The sequence below is a fragment of the Corallococcus terminator genome (assembly GCF_049194865.1).
GTDB lineage: Bacteria > Myxococcota > Myxococcia > Myxococcales > Myxococcaceae > Myxococcus > Myxococcus terminator_A.
The window spans coordinates 42,723-61,429 of record NZ_JBLZWL010000057.1 but is presented as its reverse complement, the minus strand read 5'-3'; the positions used below and the strand labels follow the sequence as shown (position 1 = coordinate 61,429).

At 70.3% G+C, this 18,707-nt stretch carries 14 protein-coding genes; 11 read left to right on the top strand and 3 right to left on the bottom strand.

Translation table 11 applies throughout. From position 1 onward, the window contains the following. The first annotated feature begins 271 nt into the window (after positions 1-271). The 4 genes from ACN469_RS19010 to udk are packed head-to-tail and all read left to right on the top strand — an operon-like array spanning position 272 to position 5,597. Positions 272-2,329, top strand: a complete 2,058-nt coding sequence (locus ACN469_RS19010; RefSeq protein ID WP_498769892.1) for a hypothetical protein — start codon at positions 272-274, stop codon at positions 2,327-2,329. Between the two features lie 7 nt (positions 2,330-2,336). Further along, on the top strand, positions 2,337-3,227 hold the full coding sequence (locus ACN469_RS19005) for a phosphatase domain-containing protein (protein WP_498769891.1): 891 nt from the start codon (positions 2,337-2,339) through the stop codon (positions 3,225-3,227). A gap of 22 nt (positions 3,228-3,249) precedes the next feature. Continuing rightward, positions 3,250-4,947 carry an MbnB/TglH/ChrH family RiPP precursor modification enzyme gene (locus ACN469_RS19000; protein WP_498769889.1) on the top strand — a complete coding sequence of 566 codons (1,698 nt, stop codon included), beginning with the start codon at positions 3,250-3,252 and terminating at the stop codon, positions 4,945-4,947. Between the two features lie 11 nt (positions 4,948-4,958). After that, positions 4,959-5,597 (top strand): uridine kinase, encoded by a 639-nt coding sequence (udk, locus tag ACN469_RS18995; RefSeq protein WP_141643739.1) that lies wholly within the window; start codon positions 4,959-4,961, stop codon positions 5,595-5,597. Positions 5,598-5,603: 6 nt separating this feature from the next. Here the strand turns inward: udk and ACN469_RS18990 are convergent, their stop codons facing one another. Beyond that, positions 5,604-6,638 (bottom strand): alpha/beta fold hydrolase, encoded by a 1,035-nt coding sequence (locus ACN469_RS18990; protein WP_498769887.1) that lies wholly within the window; start codon positions 6,636-6,638, stop codon positions 5,604-5,606. 51 nt (positions 6,639-6,689) lie between these two features. Here ACN469_RS18990 and ACN469_RS18985 point away from each other — a divergent pair, with 51 nt between their 5' ends. After that, positions 6,690-7,604, top strand: coding sequence for a hypothetical protein (locus tag ACN469_RS18985; protein ID WP_498769885.1), 915 nt, complete (start codon positions 6,690-6,692; stop codon positions 7,602-7,604). Positions 7,605-7,643: 39 nt separating this feature from the next. Here the strand turns inward: ACN469_RS18985 and ACN469_RS18980 are convergent, their stop codons facing one another. After that, entirely contained in the window at positions 7,644-9,842 is a 2,199-nt protein-coding gene (locus ACN469_RS18980; protein ID WP_498769883.1) for an outer membrane protein assembly factor BamB family protein, read from the bottom strand. 98 nt (positions 9,843-9,940) lie between these two features. Here ACN469_RS18980 and ACN469_RS18975 point away from each other — a divergent pair, with 98 nt between their 5' ends. From ACN469_RS18975 to ACN469_RS18950, 6 genes are all read left to right on the top strand, one after another. Beyond that, positions 9,941-12,133: an HTH domain-containing protein gene (locus tag ACN469_RS18975; RefSeq protein ID WP_498769882.1), complete on the top strand. Its 2,193-nt coding sequence runs from the start codon at positions 9,941-9,943 to the stop codon at positions 12,131-12,133. Between the two features lie 67 nt (positions 12,134-12,200). Beyond that, positions 12,201-13,115 (top strand): HEAT repeat domain-containing protein, encoded by a 915-nt coding sequence (locus ACN469_RS18970; RefSeq protein ID WP_498769881.1) that lies wholly within the window; start codon positions 12,201-12,203, stop codon positions 13,113-13,115. Next, complete coding sequence (locus tag ACN469_RS18965) at positions 13,093-13,743, top strand: hypothetical protein (RefSeq protein WP_498769879.1); 651 nt, start codon at positions 13,093-13,095, stop codon at positions 13,741-13,743. The genes ACN469_RS18970 and ACN469_RS18965 overlap by 23 nt, the downstream gene beginning before the upstream one ends. 98 nt (positions 13,744-13,841) lie before the next feature. After that, positions 13,842-14,861, top strand: a complete 1,020-nt coding sequence (locus ACN469_RS18960) for a biotin--[acetyl-CoA-carboxylase] ligase (protein WP_498769878.1) — start codon at positions 13,842-13,844, stop codon at positions 14,859-14,861. Between the two features lie 54 nt (positions 14,862-14,915). Beyond that, entirely contained in the window at positions 14,916-15,686 is a 771-nt protein-coding gene (locus tag ACN469_RS18955) for a type III pantothenate kinase (protein WP_498769970.1), read from the top strand. Next, on the top strand, positions 15,683-16,825 hold the full coding sequence (locus ACN469_RS18950; RefSeq protein ID WP_498769876.1) for a hypothetical protein: 1,143 nt from the start codon (positions 15,683-15,685) through the stop codon (positions 16,823-16,825). The genes ACN469_RS18955 and ACN469_RS18950 overlap by 4 nt, the downstream gene beginning before the upstream one ends. 94 nt (positions 16,826-16,919) lie before the next feature. On the opposite strand, the gene ACN469_RS18945 is transcribed toward ACN469_RS18950, so the two are convergent. After that, positions 16,920-18,689: a response regulator gene (locus ACN469_RS18945; RefSeq protein ID WP_498769874.1), complete on the bottom strand. Its 1,770-nt coding sequence runs from the start codon at positions 18,687-18,689 to the stop codon at positions 16,920-16,922. Positions 18,690-18,707 lie beyond the last annotated feature (18 nt).

Genomic DNA, 18,707 nt, shown 5'->3' with positions numbered 1-18,707 from the left:
GCACGCGACCATCATGCTGCCCACCGCGAGTGCACACACGACACCCGCGACGGCCCTGGGGTTCCGCCTCATTTGCTGCCTCCATGTCTTGGAATCGCCGCCCAACTCCGACAGCAGGCAGGCGCGAAAGGTTCCGCGCGTTCCCGTCAAACGCAGCCGCGTCCCGTTCTGACGCCAGGGTGGCGGTCGTCGGGGACCCTTGCCCGCATGGAGGGTCGCCGCGTACCGGTACGCTCCTTGCTCATGGCGGCGTCCCGAGGGTGACGACACCATGTTGATATTCTTGCGGAGCAACGCCCAGGCCGACGCGGTCATCACGACGGCCAATCCGACCATCCTCCTCGCGGACTACGCGGCGACGTACCCCCGGTTGGGCAACGGTGTCCGGGTCGTCGTCCCCTGGTACTCCATCGACGCGGACCCCGTGGCGTTCGGAAGGCGCCTGCTCACCGTGGCGGCGACGGACCCCGTGTGCCTGGCGCTCATCGACCGCGCCACCACGGTCTGGGGCCTGGACTTCTCCGTCAACGCGGGTGCGTTCGTCACGGAGGAGGTCCAGAACAAGTATCTGAAGCTGCTCAAGGTCTGGCTGAGCCCGCTGTCGGGAAACCTGGGCAGTCGCAACGCGCATCGCTCCGACGTGGATGAGCAGTACGCGCGGCTCTGGAGCCTGCATGGCCTCAATCAGGGCACGCTGCGCAACCTGGTGTTGCTGCCCTTCTTCAGCGAGCTGAACGTCGCCGGCCGGAGAGATCGCATCCAGATCTACCGCAATGTGACGGAGGCGGCCCGAGCGCTCGTGGGTGAGGTGACGACCTGGCCCTCGCGCACCATCGAGAAGATCTCGGTGTTGTCACTGCTGCGCAGCCCGGGGTTGGGCGCGCTCCAGCGGCGGATGCTCTCCATCGTGGCCACCGGTCTGGCCAACGGCGACATCGCGGCGAACTACACCATGTGGGAGTACCTTCCGTACTACCTGCGAGGCGTTCCGTTGGAGCCCACCGACACGGGGACCGCGCAACCTCGCGTGCTCGGGGCACTCCATGATTGCTTGAACGACGCCCTCGACACCCGGGCGGTCGCGGATCAGGGGTTGATTGGTGCGTTCCAGGCCCTGGCGGGCGGCGCGGAATACCGTCGCTGGCGGATGCTGCCGCCGGTGGCGCGGTATCAGGTGTTGATCAGCGATCTGGCGCGCATCCTTCCGGGCGGCAAGCAGCACAGCCCCCACATCCGAGTGGAGTTCGATCCGATCACGCTGGGTGGACTGCCCGGCAACATCGCTGGCTACGACGGGTGGCCGGTGGCGATGCGCGTCCATGCGGGCGCGACGCCCCACGACCCGGGACAGGCCTTCCCCTTCTCCACGGGGTGGACGCGCAACGAGTACTGCTCGAACGTCGTCTCGTCGAGGTTGATGCTCGCGCCGCTCTACGCGGGCACGTCCGGCCACAACCAGGGACGCATCAGGGCGTGGCTCTCGTTCGTGCCGACCTTGCCCGGCCTCGCCAACATCCCGTTGGGGCTGGTCATCTCCGCCGGCTACTCCGTGCTCTGGCGGCTCTACTACGACAAGCGCGTGAGCGGCTTCCACACGCTGTTCGAGACCTTCCAGGGCTCGCATGCCGACGACACGGTCCGTGACTTGAGTGCCATCCCCCAGTTCGCCGGGGACGACGTGTGGAACGCCGCGCTGAACCGCTCACGCAGCGGCAGGACGCAGGTGCGTTCGTTCTGGCGAGACTGCCTGGCGCTCTACATGCGGCAAGGTCGCAATCTCGGCCGCGAGCTCAAGGTGCAGGCGGCCCAGGCACGTCAGCTGGTCCTCCAGGCTTGCCCGGGCGCGGTCATTCCCCGGTGGAACACGACGGGCGACGTGGACCGCACGGGAACCGAGGTGGACGTCTGGGCTGGTGACAGGAACGAGGAGGTCCTTCGCGAGTACGAGGTGTGGCGGCGTCTGACGGAGGGCGAGGCCGTGCCACGGCTCGTGGGCGGCTCGTCGATGAACGCCGTCGTGCTGCACCAGTCGCAGGCGCCCATTCTCCAGCCCACCCAGCGGTTGACCCTCCAGGCGGATATCGCCGCCGCGATTGGCGCGCGGAACTACCTGGGCGACTCCCAGATGAAGAAGCTCTTCCACAAGTGGTTGGTCACGAACGCCTCCGACAAGACGACCGACGAGGAGGAGAAGAGGAAGCGCGACGACGAGGTCCAGCGAATCCGCTCGATGTTCGATGAGCTCGCCCAGGGGAATTCCGGGCCCACTCTGGCGATTGCCAGCCCGCACCAGTCTCTTCCTCCCATCACGGACGAAGAGCACGTTTGATTGACCCATGCTCATCCCGCCCCTTGCTCCCGATGCGACGTCCGCCGTGCTCGTGCTCGACGACGGGGGGGAGGAGGCGCGGCTGTTGCGCACGACGACACGACCGCCGGACCTGGCGGGGCTGGACACGCAAGGGCTCGCGGAGCTGCGGTGCTCGGGAAGCGCTCAGCTCTCCGTGGCGGGCTTCCGCGACCTGGAGCGGCGACTCGAGGGTGTGAGCGCCGAGTCGCTGCACGTGTTCGACCTGCGCCAGGAGTCGCATGGCTTCCTGAATGGCGCCGCGGTGAGCTGGTACGCCGAGTCCAACTGGGGCGCGGCGGGACTGTCCGACGAGGAGGCGCTGGCGCTGGAGGCCGGACGGCTGCGACTGCTCGCGCGCTCGCGGACGGTGAGGGTGGGGGATGCCGGCGCGGTGAAGCGCCGCGAGCCCCTCGTCTCCACCGAGTGGGAGTGCCGTGACGTCCGTGACGAGGCGCGGGCCTTCGAGCTTCCACCGGAGCGCTACGTGCGCCTTCCCGTCACCGACCACACTCGGCCCCGCGACGAGACGGTGGAGCACTTCATCCAGAAAGTGCGTTCGCTCGGCGAGGGAGCGCACGTGCACCTGCACTGCCGGGGAGGCAAGGGACGCACCGCCACGTTCATGTGCTTGCTGGACATGCTGCGCAATGCCGAGCGGCTCCCACTGGACACGCTGCTGACGCGCCAGGCTCGGCTCGGTGGCTATGACCTTCGCAAGGAGGCCGACCCCACCCGTCGCAAGGCGCCGTACATCGCCGAGCGCCGGGCCTTCATCGAGAGGTTCCACGCGTATGCGCGGGAGAACCCTGGCGGCGCGCCGCTCGGATGGTTGGCGTGGCTTGCTCGGCAGCCCCTGAACCCCGAACACAAAGGCTGAGCGGTGGTCTAGGGTCCGCCGCATGACGCAGGCCGTTTCGGACGCATGGACGTTGCCCTGGCGGGGGCTGGGGCTGAGCAGCAACCTGAGCGCGGCGGACGTACCGCAGCCCTACCGGCTGCTGGATGCGTCACCGGGCCTCTTCGACTTCGTCGAGTACAGCGCTCCCTTGTCCCTGGACGAGGCGCGCGCCCAGGCCTCGCTGTTCCCCGAGATGTGGAGCCGCCGCGCGGACGTGCCGGTGCTCTTCCATCCCGTGCACCTGAATCTCTGGGGGCCGGAGCTGGAGCCCGCCTCCGTGTTGAAGGACCTGGACGCGCACGCGCGCGCCGTGGGCAGCCCGTGGGTGGGCAATGACGTGGGCTGGTGGCACGTGCGGGGCCAGCCGTTCCCGGGCTACCTCTACATCACGCCTCCGTTCAACGAGGTGGGGCTCGCGGACTGCGTGGCGCATGCGCTCCATGTCCAGTCACACCTCTCCATGCCCCTGGTGCTGGAGAACCCCGCGGTGCTCGCGCGCCGGGGCGAGTGGCACGTGCTCGACTTCCTCGCGAAGCTGCACGCGCGCACGGGCCTGCCGCTGCTGCTCGACCTGGGACACCTCTTCAGTCATCAGCTCGCCTCCGGCCTGCCGCTGGAGTCGGGGCTGGATGGCTTCCCGCTGGAGCAGGTCGTCGAAATCCACATCGCGGGCGGCGTGGTGACGCGCCGGGGTGCGCGCGGCTTCTACGTCGATGACCACACGCAGCCGGTCCGGGAAGAGCTGTTCAAGCTTTTGGAGTCCTTGCTACCGCGTTGTCCCTCGCTGCGCGCCGTCACCTTCGAGGGCGACGGCCATCCTCCCGAGGTGGCCCAGGTGTCGCTGCGCCGGCTGCGCGCGATGATTCCCCCGGGAGAGCGTCCTCCGCTGCGCCTGCGCGCCCCCGAGCCGCGCACTCCACCTCCGCTGACGGAGGAGAGCCGGCCGTGGGAGCTGTTCGAGGCGGGCCATGGCCTGGTCCCCACGGGCGTGACGGAGGACCCCGAGGGCACGCTCGCGGACCAGGACTTCCGCCTGGCCGTGGTGGCGGAGACGCTGGACAAGGACTGGCCACTGTCTCGGCTGCTGCTGGCGGGCACGCGCGAGGACCTGGTGGCCTTCACCAGCTCGCGCGAGTACCGGAGCCTCTTCGGCGGGGGAGGGCGCTCGCTGGCGCAGACCTTCTCCGCCTGGGCGATGCGACGGCTGCGCGAGCGGCCCGACGACGGGGCCTCCGCCGCGCTGAGCCTGGAGATGATGGCGCCCACCGCGTTCATGAAGGCGGTGCCTCTTCCGGGCCCGGGACAGGTGGGGCTGGTGGACGACGTCCGTCCCGGGAGCTTTCCGGCGGACCTGTCCGAGCTGCTCTTCGCCTCCCGGGCCGTGCGCCGACACCTCACCGCCCGTGCGTGGGCATGTGGGGAGCTGGAGCTGTCCGGACTGGAGGCGCTGGCGCAGGTGGCTCGGCGCCCGGGGGCGGCGGCCTGGACCTTCGCGGTGCGACGCAAGTCCCCGGGACATGAGCTGTCGAGCGTGTCGCGTGGCCTGGCGGACCTGCTCCGGGAGCTGACCTCCCGGCCCCGGGAGGCGGCGTCGGTGGCGCCGGCCGTGCTGGCGGAGGGGCTCCATCACCGGCTGATCCGCCTGGGTGACACCCCAGGAGTGGACCGAACCCTTGCGCCTGCCCGTCCGGTAGGGTAGGTCGCGCCGCAATGACGTCGTCACCCCTCGTTATCGGCATCGCGGGTGGCACCGCGTCCGGCAAGACCACCGTCGCGCGAAAGGTCCGTGAGGCGCTTGCCGACTGTCGCGTGGCCTTCATCGATCAGGACTCGTACTACCGGGACTTGAAGGACCTCCCCATCGCGGACCGCCGGGAGGTGAACTTCGACCACCCCGACGCGTTCGACACCGACCTGCTGGTGAAGCACCTCCGGGAGCTGAAGGCCGGACGTCCCATCCAGAAGCCCGTCTATGACTTCGTCACCTCGTCGCGTCAGCCCCGCACCATGGGCGTGGACCCGGGGGACATCATCCTCATCGAGGGCATCCTCGTCCTGCACATGAAGGAAGTGCGCGACGAGATGGACGTGAAGATCTACGTCGACGCGGACGATGACCTGCGCATCCTCCGGCGCCTCACCCGCGACATCAAGGACCGGGGCCGCGACTTCGACCACGTCGTCAGCCAGTACCTGCGCCACGTGCGCCCCATGCACATGGGCTTCGTGGAGCCGTCCAAGCACTTCGCGGACATCATCATCCCGCACGGCGGCAACAACGAGATCGCCATCAGCATGCTGGTGGGCGCCTTGCGCGGGAAGCTCTCCGCGCCGCAGCCCCGCGAGTAGCCGGCTTCAGCCCACGCGCCGGAGGAAGTCCCCCAGCGGCGCGTGCAGTCGCTCCGGCTCCATCAAGAGCGCCCCATGGTCTCCGGGGCCGGGCAACTCCACCATCCGCGCGCTCACGCCCGCGGCGCTGAGCAGGTGGTACGTGTCCCGCACCCGGTTCACCGGCGCCAGCACGTCCGAGCTCCCCGCCAGGAGCAGCACCCGCGCGCGAATCTGCGAGAAGCAGTCCGCCACGTCGCCTCCCGCATAGGCCGAGCACAGCGTCGCCCACGACGAGGCATCGAAGCTGTCGGAGAAGGCGTCGGCCTCCGCGTCGAGGGCGGCCCGCGCCGCGTCGACGTCAGCGAAGCGCCGGGACAGGTACTCCCGTCCGTACAGCAGCTTCTGGAAGTCCAGCCGCAGCCGCCGCATCGTCTTGCGCGGCTGGGCGTCCGGCTCGTACAGGCCCTCGCGAAAGTCCGGGTCCGCGCGGAGCAGCTGCCACGCCAGTCCCAGCTTCTCGCGCACGCCCTCCGGGAGCGCCCGCGCCGCGCCGATGGCCACCACCGAGTCGGACAGCTCCGGGAACAGCGCGGCCAGTCGAAGCGCCACCTGTCCTCCCAGCCCCACGCCCACCAGACCCCGGACGCGGTTCAGGCCGCGCGCCCGCAGCAGCGCGGACACGCCGCGCGCCATGTCGAGCACCGTGAGGGGAGGCAGGTTCAGCCCCCAGCGCTTGCCTGTCTCCATGTCCACCGTCGCCGGTGACGTGCTCCCGAAGGGGCTGCCCAATAAGTTCGGGACGACGATGGGCATGATGTCCGGGTCCAACGGCCGCCCCGGGCCCACCAGCTCCCGCGCCCACCCAGACGGCTGGTACGCGGAGTCCTCCACGGGCCCCAGCGCCCGGTGCGAGTGAGACACGTCGTGCAGCAGCACCACCGCTTTGCCGTCGCACGGTTCCCCGTAGGCCTCCCAAGCCACCTGGGGGTTGCGCAACAGCTCTCCCTCCTCCAGAGGAAGCAGCGAGTTGAACAGGTGGGTGCCGGTGGCCTGGATCACGGTGGGGAATTTTCATATCACTGCCTGCTCCACCGCACAGGAGACTGCCGCTTGAAGCGCTATTTCGGAGTCATTGTCCTCGTCGCTGGTGTGCTGCTTGGCTCCATCATGAGCTACCGCAGCGCCACAGCCCGCACCAAGGAGGCGCAGCGTGAGGCGGACATCCAGCGCATCCACGCCGACTATCTGGAGCGCGTCTCCTGGATGCGAGTCAATCCTGACGACAACGCGTATCGCGAGGAGCTGAAGCCCTTCTTCAAGAACTACTTCGAGCAGGTGGACGACCACCTGAAGGCGTTCAACGGCAACAAGAACTTCGACAACTACCTCCAGGAGCTGGAGAAGCGCGCCGAGAGCGGCAAGGACGAGCGCGCCGGAGACCGCAAGGCGTTCTACGACTACACGCGCAAGGTCTTCGACAGCCTGCGTGAAGGGCGGTACCGCCCGGTGTGGACGGCCACGGACAAGGGCATGCGCCTGGATGTCGTGTCCTCGGACGTCATCATGGTGATGGGCAAGCCGCAGGTGCGGTTGCAGCTCGCGCTGTGGGGCGCCCAGCGGTTGCTGAAGGACGAGGGCAAGGTGCGCAAGATGATCACCAGCGCCACGTTCGACACGGTGTGGAAGCTGACCGACGCGAAGGGGAAGCTGCTGGGGGAGATGCGCGGCGCCGACCCGTCGATGAAGATCGACCACCCGGAGCGCTTCATCGCGGAGTTCCCGCCGCAGATGGTGCTGGGCCACTACGACCTGGACCTGATGCCCCTCGAGGTGGCGAAGCTGGACATGACCATCAACATCTCCTCGCGCGCGGCCTCGGGCGGTGACGCCACGGCCACGTACGTGTGGAAGCTGGACGTGCCCTCCGAGTGGAAGCTGGGCGCGGGCGAGACGTGGGAGGGCGCCACGCAGGAAGAGCGCCCCGAGGACGAAATCGACCCGAGCAAGAAGGCCGCCGCGAACTAGCGGCCTTCGGGAGGAGGGGGCGCGGTGGGACTCGCGCCCTCACTCCACGACGGTGAAGTGGGAGCCCAGCCGGTACGCGGACAGCGTGCCGGTGTCGTCCAGGAAGTAGAGGTTGAGGCGCACGTCGGCCTGGAGCGCGACGAGCCCCAGCCCCGCGCGCACCTCCGCCAGCACCTGGCCTCCGCGAGGGTCCACGGCGCGCACCTTCTCGCCCGCCAGCAGCGTGACGCCTCTCGCGGTGCGTGCCGGCAGCGCGCCGATGAGCGGCTCTCCGGCGGCACCCACGCGCCAGTCCACCGTGCCGGACGAGGCCACCCGCGCCGCGGCGCCCGAGGCGCTCGTCACCACCACCGCGCGCGGCATGGGCGCCAGCGCATAGGGGCCGGGGCCCAGGTTCAGGGGCCGTTCCCACACGCGCTGACCCTTCGCGTCCAGGCACAGCAACATGCCCTCGCGCTCCCGCTCTCCGGCGATGAACACGCGCGAGCCCACCGGCAGCGGCGCCGAGGGGTGGGTGAGGTTGGGCTCGTGCGTCCACGCCGCCTCGCCCGTGTGCGCGTCCGCCAGCAGCAAGGCCCAGTGCGAGCCGCGCCCGAGGAGCGCCAGGAAGCGCCGTCCCCACGGCACGGGGGCGCCATGGAAGGGCATGGGCGCGCGCATCCGGTAGCGCACCTGTCCGTCCTCCAAATCCAACCCGTAGACGTAGCCGGAGTCCGTCGTCACCAGGGCCCGGTGTCCCTGAATCGTCAGCCAGCTTCGCTGCGTGCGCGGAGGCGCGAGCCGCCACACCTCGCGGCCGGTGGCCTCCGCGAAGGCCACCACCGTGCGGTCCTCGGAGAGCGTGAGGAGCAGCCCGTCCTTGCGCAGGAGCAGCGGCCCCAGGGGGATGCCGTCGTGGTCATGCAGCCAGCGCGCGCCCGCGCCCCGGCCCGTGAAGCCGTACACGCGCGACAGGTCCGCCGCCACAGCGTGCCCGTCCGCGGACGCCGCCACTCCCAGCGCCGCCGCCCGCTTCCACAGCCTCGAGCCGTCCTTGCGAGAGAAGGCCACCGTCGCCTGGGGCGAGCAGCACACCGGCCCATGGCGTCCCAGCAGCAGTCGGGACTCCTCCGCGTCCTCCAGCCCGCGCTGCTCCCACAGCCTGTCAAACCGCAGCCGCCGCAGCCGACCGGGCACCTTGAGGGGCTTCGACACGCCCAGGGGAGTCCGCGTGCGCTTCTCACGCGCCGCTCCGGTCTGCTCCGGGGGCACCACCGCGCCTCTCAGGTGGGACAGGCCCTCACGGCACCGGTCCGCCAGCTCCACCAGATACGGGTTGCTCACCTGCGCGCGGTCCGCCTCCGCGAAGGTGGCGGCGAGCGCCTCGCCCAGGTGGAAGAGGGCGGCGGCCAGGGTGGTGCCCGTCAGGGGGAAGGGCGTTCCGGTGCGCCCCGTCCGGGCCTTGCCCGTCTTGAGGTCCAAGAGCAGGGGAGTCCGGGTGCCCGCGGGCTCCAGCTCGAAGCGCGCCTCGCCCAGCTCGACGGCCCGCGTCAGCTCCACCGCCTGACGCGACAGCTCCAGCACGGTGAGGAAGGGCGGGGCCTGCACCTTCCAGGCGTCGGGCCGGCCGGGCAGCGCCAGCCACACCTCGCCCGCGCCCAGCAGGGGGGCCAGGGTTCCGGAAGCGCCGCGCTTCGCGCCCTCGCGACGGGTGCGGGCGCCGGAGTCCTTCAGCTCGAAGCCGAAGCCGGGCGTCTCCGGCGGCTCCACCCGCTTCACGGAGGGGCGGGCGGGCTCTTCGTCAGGGGGCCTCGCCGGGCGACCGAGCTGTTTCAGGGGCTCCGCCAGGGCCTGGGCCAGGGGGCCGGAGACCGATTTGGGCGCCACCCGGGTGACGTCCGACAGGAAGCGGGTGCCGGTGCCACGGACGGCCTCGGTCAGCTCCTCGGCGTCCACTCGCACGGGGGGGCGCATCAACCGGGCGGGTCGGGCGAGGCTCGCCACCAGCAGCTCCACCTCGGGTCCCACCCTGCGGAGCACCAGCTCCAGGTGGGCCTCCGCCAGGGAGACCTGGGCCATCCCATGCCCCCCCAAGCGCAAGGAGGCCACGGCGCGCACCAAAGCGGGAACGACTTCTGCTAAGGACTCCTCCACCGCGCCGGACAGCAGGTCCACTCCATCCAGTTCCAGTGCGATGGAATCCAGCGGGGAGGCCGAGGGTTCGCGTTTCCAACGCTGTCCGATGCGTATGCGGGTCATCTTCGGTTCGTTGACAAGCCTGTTTACCGATGGCTAGCATCCGCCGCCCATACGGACCTACATTTTTGTAACCGTTCGGAATTCTTGGGGAATACTCGATGACATTTTACGAGGCCGCGCTCCGAATCCTGGAGAGCGAAGGTCGTCCCCTCCACTTCCTTGAAATCACCGAGAAGTCCATCCAACAAAGCCTGCTCTCCCACGTCGGCAAGACGCCTGAGGTGACGATGCTCTCGCGTCTCGCCGCCATGGCGCGTCGCACGAGGGACCGCAAGGTGATTGTGACCGCGAAGGACACCTTCGCGCTGGTGGATTGGTCGATTCCCGAGGATGTGGAGGCCCTGGCGCAGACTGGCGTAATCGAGCCGAATCCGGAAGAGGACCTGCCACCGCTGCGTCCCGTGGAGCGGCATCCGGAGCCACGCACGGACAATGTGCGTGCGGCGGGCCGAGGCAGCGAGCGCAAGCGTCGGAGGGACGAGGACGAGGAGCGGGGTGGAAAGCGCAAGCGCTTCCCGCCGCTGCCAGAGGTGGTGTTCGAAATCCTCAGCGACGCCGAAGCCGGGCTGCGCACCGAGGCCATCATCGAGCGCGCCCGGAGCAAGGAGCTGTGCGCCGAGGACCTCACGGTGGAGGCGGTGCTCACGGCGCTCCTGGAGGACAACCAGCGTCGCATCGACGCGGGTCGCCGTCCGCAGTACGCGTTCAACAAGGACTCCGGAGAGGTGACGCTGGAGCGCGCGGGTTCGCCGAGCGAGGCTCCGTCGCTGGAGCTGCAGGCCGCGTTCGCGCAGGCGCTGGGCATTCCCCTGGAGGCCGGGCGGCCGGTGCTGGCCCGTACGGCGGCCACGGCGGTGGCGGGCGAGCCGGTGGTGGACGCCGCGCTGCTGGCCACGCTGCGCACGTCGCTCAAGGACGCGCGTCGCGCCGTGGCGCGCGGGCTGCGCAAGCGCCTGGGCGAAGCGGACGTGGGCACGTTCGAGAAGTCCGTCGTGAAGATGATGCACGGGCTGGGCTTCCGCGAGCTGAAGGTGGCCAAGCGCTCCAAGGAAGGCCCCCTGCTCACGGCGCGCAAGCGCGAGGGCAGCGTGGAGCTGCGCTACGCGGTGCGCATGCTGAAGGGCGCGCCGGCCATCGACCGCAAGTCGGTGCAGGAGCTGCGGAGGGACTTGAGCCACTACTCGGCGCAGGTGGGTCTGCTGGTGAGCGCGGGCGACGTGCGCGGGGATGCGCGCACCGAGGCGCAGGCCAGCGGCTCGCTGGTGATGCTGTGGTGCGGCGACGCCCTGGGTGAGAAGTTCCTGGAGGCCGAGACGGCCGTCACCGTCACCCGGGTGGAGCTGTACGAGGTCGACGAGAGCTTCTTCGAGGCCGCGAAGCTGGACGCCGAGGAGGCCCAGAAGCGCCGCGAGGAGCGTCAGCGCGAGAAGCAGAAGGGCGAGGATGAGTCTCCGGAGGTCGTCGCCGCCGCCGCGTCGTCGGAGCGGCCGGAGCGTCCTCCCCGCGAGAAGCGTCGCCGGGAGCGGGAGCGCGACAAGCGCGAGGCCCGTTCGTCGGGTGACGAGGTCGAGGTCTCCTCCGACGGTGCCGAGGCGCGCGCGGGTGGTGAGTCCGCCGCCGAGGGCCGGGAGAGCTTCCCCGCCGAGCCCGTGTCCCCGCCGCAGTCCACGGGTTCCGAGGACGATGAGGGCGAGGACGGGGACGAGGACGAGGACGACGACCTCGAGGCCGCCAGCGCCTTCGTGGGAGCTCGTCCGGAGGGTGGATCCGCCGAGGGCGGTGATGCCGCGCAGGGTGACCGCAAGCGTCGCCGCCGTCGTCGTCGCGGTCGCCGCGGCCGTGGCAACAAGGCCGCCGAGGCGGGAGCCACGCCCGCGGGCGAGGGTGCCGCCGCGGCTCCGGGTGAGGCCAGCGCCGCTCCCCAGGGTGACGCCGCCGCCGCGCCGTCGGGCGAGGGTGCCATCGCGACTCCGGGTGAGGCGGGTGCCGCTCCTTCGAGCGAGGGTGCCACGCCGTCGGGTGAGGCCAGCGCGGCTCCTTCGGAAGAGTCGGGTGGCGCTCCGGTCAGTACCTCCGAGAGTGGGGCTCCCGCCCTTCCTCCGGAGTTCGCCGAATCCACGGAGGAGGCGCGTCCCGCTCCCGCCGCCGAGGCCGCGCCCACCGAGGAGCCGCACCGGGACGTTGCTCCGCCTCCGCCGGCCACCGAGTCGACGCAGGCGAGTGAGTCGCACGAGGTGCGAGAGGCCGCGCCTCCCGCGACCCGGAGCCCGTCCGAAGGGGGAGAGGGCTGACACGGTTCGTCGCGGAGGGTGGGATTGGCCGGCACGGGCTGTCTCCGGGTGTTAGCCTGGGGGAGCGATGAAGCCGGCCCTGATGCTCGCCTTCTGCGTCGTCCTCGTTGGCGCCTGCCGGTCGCAGGCGCCACGCTACCCGGTGGCGCCGGTGGATGTGTCCGGCGCCACGGTGCGGGACAACGCCCTGCTGGGCCTGGCGCCGGAAGGCGTCGCGACGCTCTTCACCCAGGCGCTGAAGTCCTCCCGCCGCTTCGACATGACGGCGGAGGAAGGCCCGCGCGAGGTGCGTCCCTGGCGGCTGACGCTGGACGTGCCGTTCACGCGTGAGGTGCTGAAGGACGGGGACCCGCGCAGCTTCGCCGAGGTGGGCGCCAACCTCGTGCTGGAGCGCTTCGGTGGTGAGCTGCCCCAGCACTACGAAGTCGTCGGCCTGGGCGAGGCGCCCGTGCTGGAAGACACTCCCGCCGGGCGACAGGCCGCCATGCGCACCGCGCTGGAGGCCGTGCTGCGGCAGGTGACGGACTCGGCCGCGCTGCAGCTCGCCGCGCTGGAGCGCACCGACGAGGTGCTGGTTCAGGAACTCCACGCCGACGACCCGCGCATCCGTGAGTTCGCCCTGCGCACGCTGGCCGAGCGCCAGCACCCCGCCGCCGCGCCGCTGCTCATCGACCGGCTGACGGAGTCCAACGACGGGGACATCCTGCGCAAGACGATTGGCGCGCTGGTGGAGATGAAGGCGCGCGTCGCGGTGCCCGCGTTGATCGACCTGGCGCGCGGGCGCGACAACGGCTTCGTGCAGGAGCTGGTCTTCGCCGTGGGGGAGATTGGTGGCCCCGAGGCGGAGGCGTACCTGTATACGGTGGCCCAGGGGCATGACGCGCCCGCCGTGCAGGCCGCGGCGCAGCAGGCCCTGGAGACGCTCTACGCATCACGCAAGCACATCACCGCGGAGGCGCGTGGCCGTGACCACGCGGACTGACATCGAGATGACGCGTTCGTTCGCAGTGGGTGGCGCCGTCCTTCTGGGCGCCCTGGTTCTGGGCAGCGGCTGCTCCAAGCGCGTGGAGGCGGAGCCTGAGAAGCAGGCCGCGTCCGGCAGCGTCTCGGACTACTACCCGCTCGCGGTGGGCAACCGGTGGACGTACCGGGTCAACGGTCGCTCCGACAAGCTCGTCACCGTCGAGATACTCAAGCAGGAGGAGGGCTACTTCCACGACAACCAGGGCGGCCAGCTCGCCGTGGACGCCTATGGCCTGAGGGACCCCAAGCGCTACCTGCTGCGCGGGCCCCTGGAGACGGGCCATGCGTGGACGAACGTGGTGTCCGTGTCGTCCACGGAGCGCTACCAGATTGTCCATGCGGGGGGCTCGTGTGACACGCCCGCGGGCAGCTTCCCGTCCTGTGTCCAGGTGGAGGGCCGCAACCGGGTGGATGCCCAGGCCACGCTCATCAACACCATGACCTTCGCCCCGGGGGTGGGGATGGTGCTCCTGGAGACGGCGCTGGAGACGGCCAACCAGCGCATCCCCCAGACGCGCCTGGAGCTGACGAAGTACGAGCTGGAGGGCAGCCGTCCCCCCGGTGCGAGCACCCCTCCCGCCGGCTGATTGCCAGGCCGGTGAACAGGGTAGGGCAGGTGATGGGACGGGCGAGTTGAAAGCCCGTCCGCCGGTCCGTACCCTTGCGCCTCGTGCGAGGTGTCGCCGTGCCCGTGGAATCGACTGAGCAGACGCAAGAGGAACTCATCCTGGGGTTCCTCTCCGAGAGTGGTGACGACTACACCTCCGGCGAGGCCCTGTCGGGCAAGCTGGGCCTTTCCCGCACCGCCGTCTGGAAACGCGTGGAGGCGCTGCGGACCAAGGGCTACCGCATCGAGGCCATCCCCGCCCGGGGCTACCGGCTGGTGGAGGTGCCGGACCGGCTCACCTCGCTGGAGGTGACACCGCTCCTGGACACGCATGACCTGGGGCGCACCCTCCACCACCACGCGGTGCTGGGCTCCACCAACGAGGTGGCCTTCCGGCTGGCCCAGGACGGCGCCGAGCACGGCGAAGTCGTCGTCGCCGAGCAGCAGACCTCCGGCAAGGGGCGCCGGGGCCGGGTCTGGGTCTCCCCGCCAGGGCTCAACCTGTACTTCTCCGCCATCCTCCGCCCGGAGCTGCCGCCCCAGCGGGCCCCGGAGCTGACGCTGGTGGCCGCCGTGGCGCTGGCGGAGACGCTGCGCGAGTTCGGCACCGACGCCGCCATCAAGTGGCCCAACGACGTCCAGATTGAGGGGCGCAAGGTGGCGGGCATCCTCACGGAGCTGTCGGCCGAGCCCGAGCGCGTCCACTTCGTCATCGTCGGGGTGGGGGTCAACCTCAACTGCCAGGCGGAGCACTTCCCGGAGGAGCTGCGGGAGGTGGCCACCTCGGTGTCGCTGGCCCGGGGCGAGCGCGTGCACCGCGCCCAGTTCGCCGCCCAGCTCTGGACGCGACTGGAGGAGTGGTTGGACCTGTACCTGGAGACGGGCTTCGACGCGGTGCGCACCCGCTGGAAGGAGCTGTCCTCCACCCTGGGACAGGACGTGCTGGTTCGTACGGACCGCAACGAGCTGCGCGGGCTGGCGGTGGACATCGACCCGTCCGGGGCGCTGCTGGTGCGCACGGAGTCCGGCCAGGTGGAGCGCGTGCTTGCGGGTGACGTGGAGCAGCTCCGGCCCAGGCAGGCGCCGCGCTCGAAGTAGGCCCGGGCAAGTCGGTCCGCGACGAGGCACCTTCGAGGTAGAGTACGGGGTGTGATTCTCCTGGCCATCGACGTTGGTAACACCAACACCGTCCTCGGCGTGTTCGACGGCCGGAAGCTGCTCGACCACTGGCGGGTGGAGACCAGCACCCGGCGCACCTCGGACGAGTACGGCATCCTGGTGCGCCAGCTCTTCTCCCACAGCGGCATCGACGCGGTGAAGGTCGACGCGGTGGCCGTGTCCAGCGTGGTGCCGCCGCTCCAGTTCAGCATGGAGAAGATGAGCGAGCGCTACTTCCGGATGCGGCCCATGTTCGTCGGGCCGGGCGTGAAGACGGGCATGCCCATCCTCTACGACAACCCGCGCGAGGTGGGCGCGGACCGCATCGTCAACGCGGTGGCCGCGTACGAGAAGCACCGCTCCGCCGTCATCGTCGTGGACTTCGGCACCGCGACGACGTTCGACGCGGTGTCCGCCCGGGGCGAGTACCTGGGCGGCTGCATCTGCCCCGGCATCAACATCTCCATGGAGGCCCTGTTCCAGAACGCCTCCAAGCTGCCGCGCGTGGAGTTCGCCCGGCCGCCGCACGTCATCGGTCGCAACACGGTGCACTCCATGCAGTCGGGCCTCGTGTACGGCTACGTCGGGCTGGTGGACGGCATCTGCGCGCGCATGCAGGCGGATCTGGGCCTGCCCGTGAAGGTCGTCGCCACCGGGGGCCTGGCCCCGCTGGTGGCCAGTGAATCCAAGGCCATCCACGAAGTGGACGAGTTCCTCACGCTCGAGGGCCTGCGCATCATCTACGGAAGGAACCACGCGACATGACCACCGCCGCCCCCAACAACATTCCGGCGCCGCCCCCGGGCTGCCCCTTCAACGCGGAGTTCCTGCCGCCCAACCTGCGCAAGCACGTGGACCCGGCCGCGCCGGTGCCGCTGCGGATGATGGCCGCCAAGTCGCTGGTGCCGCTCAGCCCGTCGGACATGCTGGGCGCGCTGTACATGCTGACGTTCGACCCGGACGCGGCCGTGCGCGAGACGGCGGCGAAGACGTCCGCGGGCCTGCCGGACCGGATTCTCGGCTCCGCGCTGCGCGACGAGGAGGTGCAGCCCCAGGTGCTGGGGTTCTTCCTGGGCCTCCTGAAGGAGAAGGACGCCTACGCGGAGATGCTCGTCCTCAACTCCAACACGCCCGACGACTCCGTCGCGGTGGTGGCCCGCGAGTGCAGCCCGAAGCTGGCGGAGATCATCGGGCAGAACCAGCTGCGCCTGCTGCGCTACGAGGACATCCTGCGCAACCTCTGCTCCAACGCGCTGGCGCCGGTGTCGCTCATCGACAGCGTCTGTGACTTCGCGGTGCGCAGCGGCCTGGTGCTGGCGGACGTGCCGCAGATGAAGGTCGCGCGCGTGCGCCTGTTCGGACCGGAGGCCGCCGAGGCGCCGCCGGACCCGGGCCCCACCGCGGCCCAGGTCCTCCAGGAGATGGGCGGCGAGGTGGCGGACGAGAACGCCGCGCCGCTGGAGGAGGGCAAGCGGCTGACGCTGGCGCAGCGGCTGATGAAGATGTCCATCGCGGAGAAGATCAAGCTGGCGACGCTGGGCAACAAGGAAGCCCGCACGGCGCTCATCCGCGAGACGAACAAGCTGGTGGCCGTGGCCGTCATCCGCAGCCCGCGCATCACCGACGGCGAGGTGCTGTCCTTCGCGGCCAACCGCGCGATGATGGATGACGTCCTGCGCGTCATCTACGGCAACCGTGAGTGGACGAAGAACGTCAAGGTGAAGCTGGCCCTGGTGAAGAACCCCAAGGTGCCGCTCACCGTCAGCATGAAGTTCCTCAACGCGCTGCGGGAGAACGAAATCAAGGACCTGAGCCGCGACAAGAACGTGCCCGCGGCCGTGCAGGCGTTCGCCAAGAAGATGCTGGAGAAGAAGAACACGCCCAAGAAGACCGACGACAAGTAGGCGTGGGGTAGGGGAGCCTTCCGGAGGGGAGGCTCGACCCCGAGGTCTCAACGCCCGGGCCGGACTACCGCTGGCCCGGGGCGTTGGAGGTGCTTCAGGCCGCCGCTTCGTCGGCGTCGGCCACGGCGGAGGCGGGCTCCTCCAGGAGCTGCTGGGCGATGACGAGCGCCTTCTTCGTCTTCTCGCGCAGCTTCTCGTCGTTCTTGATGCGCGCGTAGAGCTTCGTCACGCGCTCCTCGTTGCGGACCGCGGTGGCCTCCAGCTCGGAGATGCGCTTGCGCAGCTCCTCCGCCTCGTCCGCCGCGCGGGTGCCCTGCTCGGACAGCTCCGTCTGGGTCTGCTCGAGCTGGCCACGAAGCTCCTCCGCCTCGCGCTGTGCCGTGTCACCCTGGGCGCGCAGGCCCTCGGCCTCCTCGCTCGCGGCCTGCAGGTCCGCCTCGAGCTGCCCGGTGCGGTTGCGCAGCTCCTCCAGCTCGGCGTTGAGACCGGCGACCTGAGCGGCCTGCTGGTCCAGCTCCTCCTGGACGGTGGTCAGCCTGGCGGCGGCGCCGCGCGCCTCTTCCTTGGAGGTGGCGAGCTGCTGGTCCACGCGCTTGCGCTCCGCGGCGAGCGTGTCCGCGCGCGTGGTGAGCGTCTTGATCTGCGCGTCGCGCCGGGCCATCTCCGACTCGGCCGTGCTGGACTTCTGCTCCAGCTCCAGGTGCTGGTCCTTCAGCTCGACGATCTCCTGGTCCTTCTGGTTCAGCTCCGTCTTCAGGCGCAGGATCTCCTTGTCGCGCTTGTTGACGGCGTCGCGCAGGGCGAAGGTGTCCTTGTCGTTCTTCCCGACGGACGCGCGCGCGGTCTCCAGCTCGGTGGCCTTGCCTTCCAGCTCCGACTCCAGCTCGCGGACCCGGTCCTCGGCCTGGGCGGCCACGCCGCGCGAGTCCTCGAGCGACGCCTGCAGCTCGGCGACCCTGGCGCGCAGGTTGCGCAGCTCGGAGGCGTCGGCGGCGGAGGTGACGGGCGCGGCCGGGGTGGCGGCGACCGGCGCGGTGGTGGGACGCGAAGGCGTGGGCGGCGGGGTGCGCGCGGGCGGCGGGGTGGCGGGCTTGGCCGGCTCGATGACCCGCAGCGGGGGCGGAGGCGTGGCGGCGGGCACGGGCATGAAGCCCACCACCGTCTTCTCCGAGTCATCCAGCGCGTCCAGGGCGTCATCCGCGTCCGAGCCGAGCGCGTCCAGGGTGGAGAAGTCCTCCTCCACGCCCTCGACGACGGCGTCGGGCGGCGCCTCGACGGGCTCCTCGTCCACGAGCGCGACGGGCTCCTCCGGGTCGGGCGAGGACATGTCGTTGAAGGCCGCGTCCAGGTCCAGCTCCTCGCCAGCGACCGCGGGCTCCTCCTCGCCCGTGTCCACGGAGATCTCCTCGCCGAAGTCCGCCGTCATCGGCTCATCGCCGAGCGAGTCCAGGGTGAGGCTCTCGTCCACGACGTCCTCGGAGATGGGCTGCTCCGGGAAGCCGATCAGCGCGCCCACGCGCTCCGTCAGCAACTGCGCGTCCACCGGCATCGCCACGTACTCGTCCGCGTGCGCCTTCAGCTTGCGGTGCTGCGCGAAGCCATCCGGGTTGCCGACGATGACGATGGGGACATTCTTGAGGTCATCGTCCTTCTTCAGCTTGCCGCAGATGAGGTAGCCGTTCTGCCCGGCGGACAGCTCCACCGCCAGCACGACGAGTTCGGGGCGATCCCTGCGAATCTGCTCCACGCTGCCCTTGCCGTCGGCGGTGTCGTCCACCGTGAAGCCTCGTCCTTCAAGGACGGGCCGCAGGGTGGCGGCGAGGGCGGTGTCGCTCTTTTCGACGATCAGGATTTTCTTGGACATGTAGGAACGGCCCGACCT

Bases quoted from the DNA above. Each gene is read 5' to 3' on its own strand.
- ACN469_RS19010 (WP_498769892.1), top strand. From the start codon at position 272: ATGTTGATATTCTTGCGGAGCAACGCCCAGGCCGACGCGGTCATCACG.
- ACN469_RS19005 (WP_498769891.1), top strand. From the start codon at position 2,337: ATGCTCATCCCGCCCCTTGCTCCCGATGCGACGTCCGCCGTGCTCGTG.
- ACN469_RS19000 (WP_498769889.1), top strand. From the start codon at position 3,250: ATGACGCAGGCCGTTTCGGACGCATGGACGTTGCCCTGGCGGGGGCTG.
- udk (WP_141643739.1), top strand. From the start codon at position 4,959: ATGACGTCGTCACCCCTCGTTATCGGCATCGCGGGTGGCACCGCGTCC.
- ACN469_RS18980 (WP_498769883.1), bottom strand. From the start codon at position 9,842: ATGACCCGCATACGCATCGGACAGCGTTGGAAACGCGAACCCTCGGCC.
- ACN469_RS18975 (WP_498769882.1), top strand. From the start codon at position 9,941: ATGACATTTTACGAGGCCGCGCTCCGAATCCTGGAGAGCGAAGGTCGT.
- ACN469_RS18970 (WP_498769881.1), top strand. From the start codon at position 12,201: ATGAAGCCGGCCCTGATGCTCGCCTTCTGCGTCGTCCTCGTTGGCGCC.
- ACN469_RS18950 (WP_498769876.1), top strand. From the start codon at position 15,683: ATGACCACCGCCGCCCCCAACAACATTCCGGCGCCGCCCCCGGGCTGC.
- ACN469_RS18945 (WP_498769874.1), bottom strand. From the start codon at position 18,689: ATGTCCAAGAAAATCCTGATCGTCGAAAAGAGCGACACCGCCCTCGCC.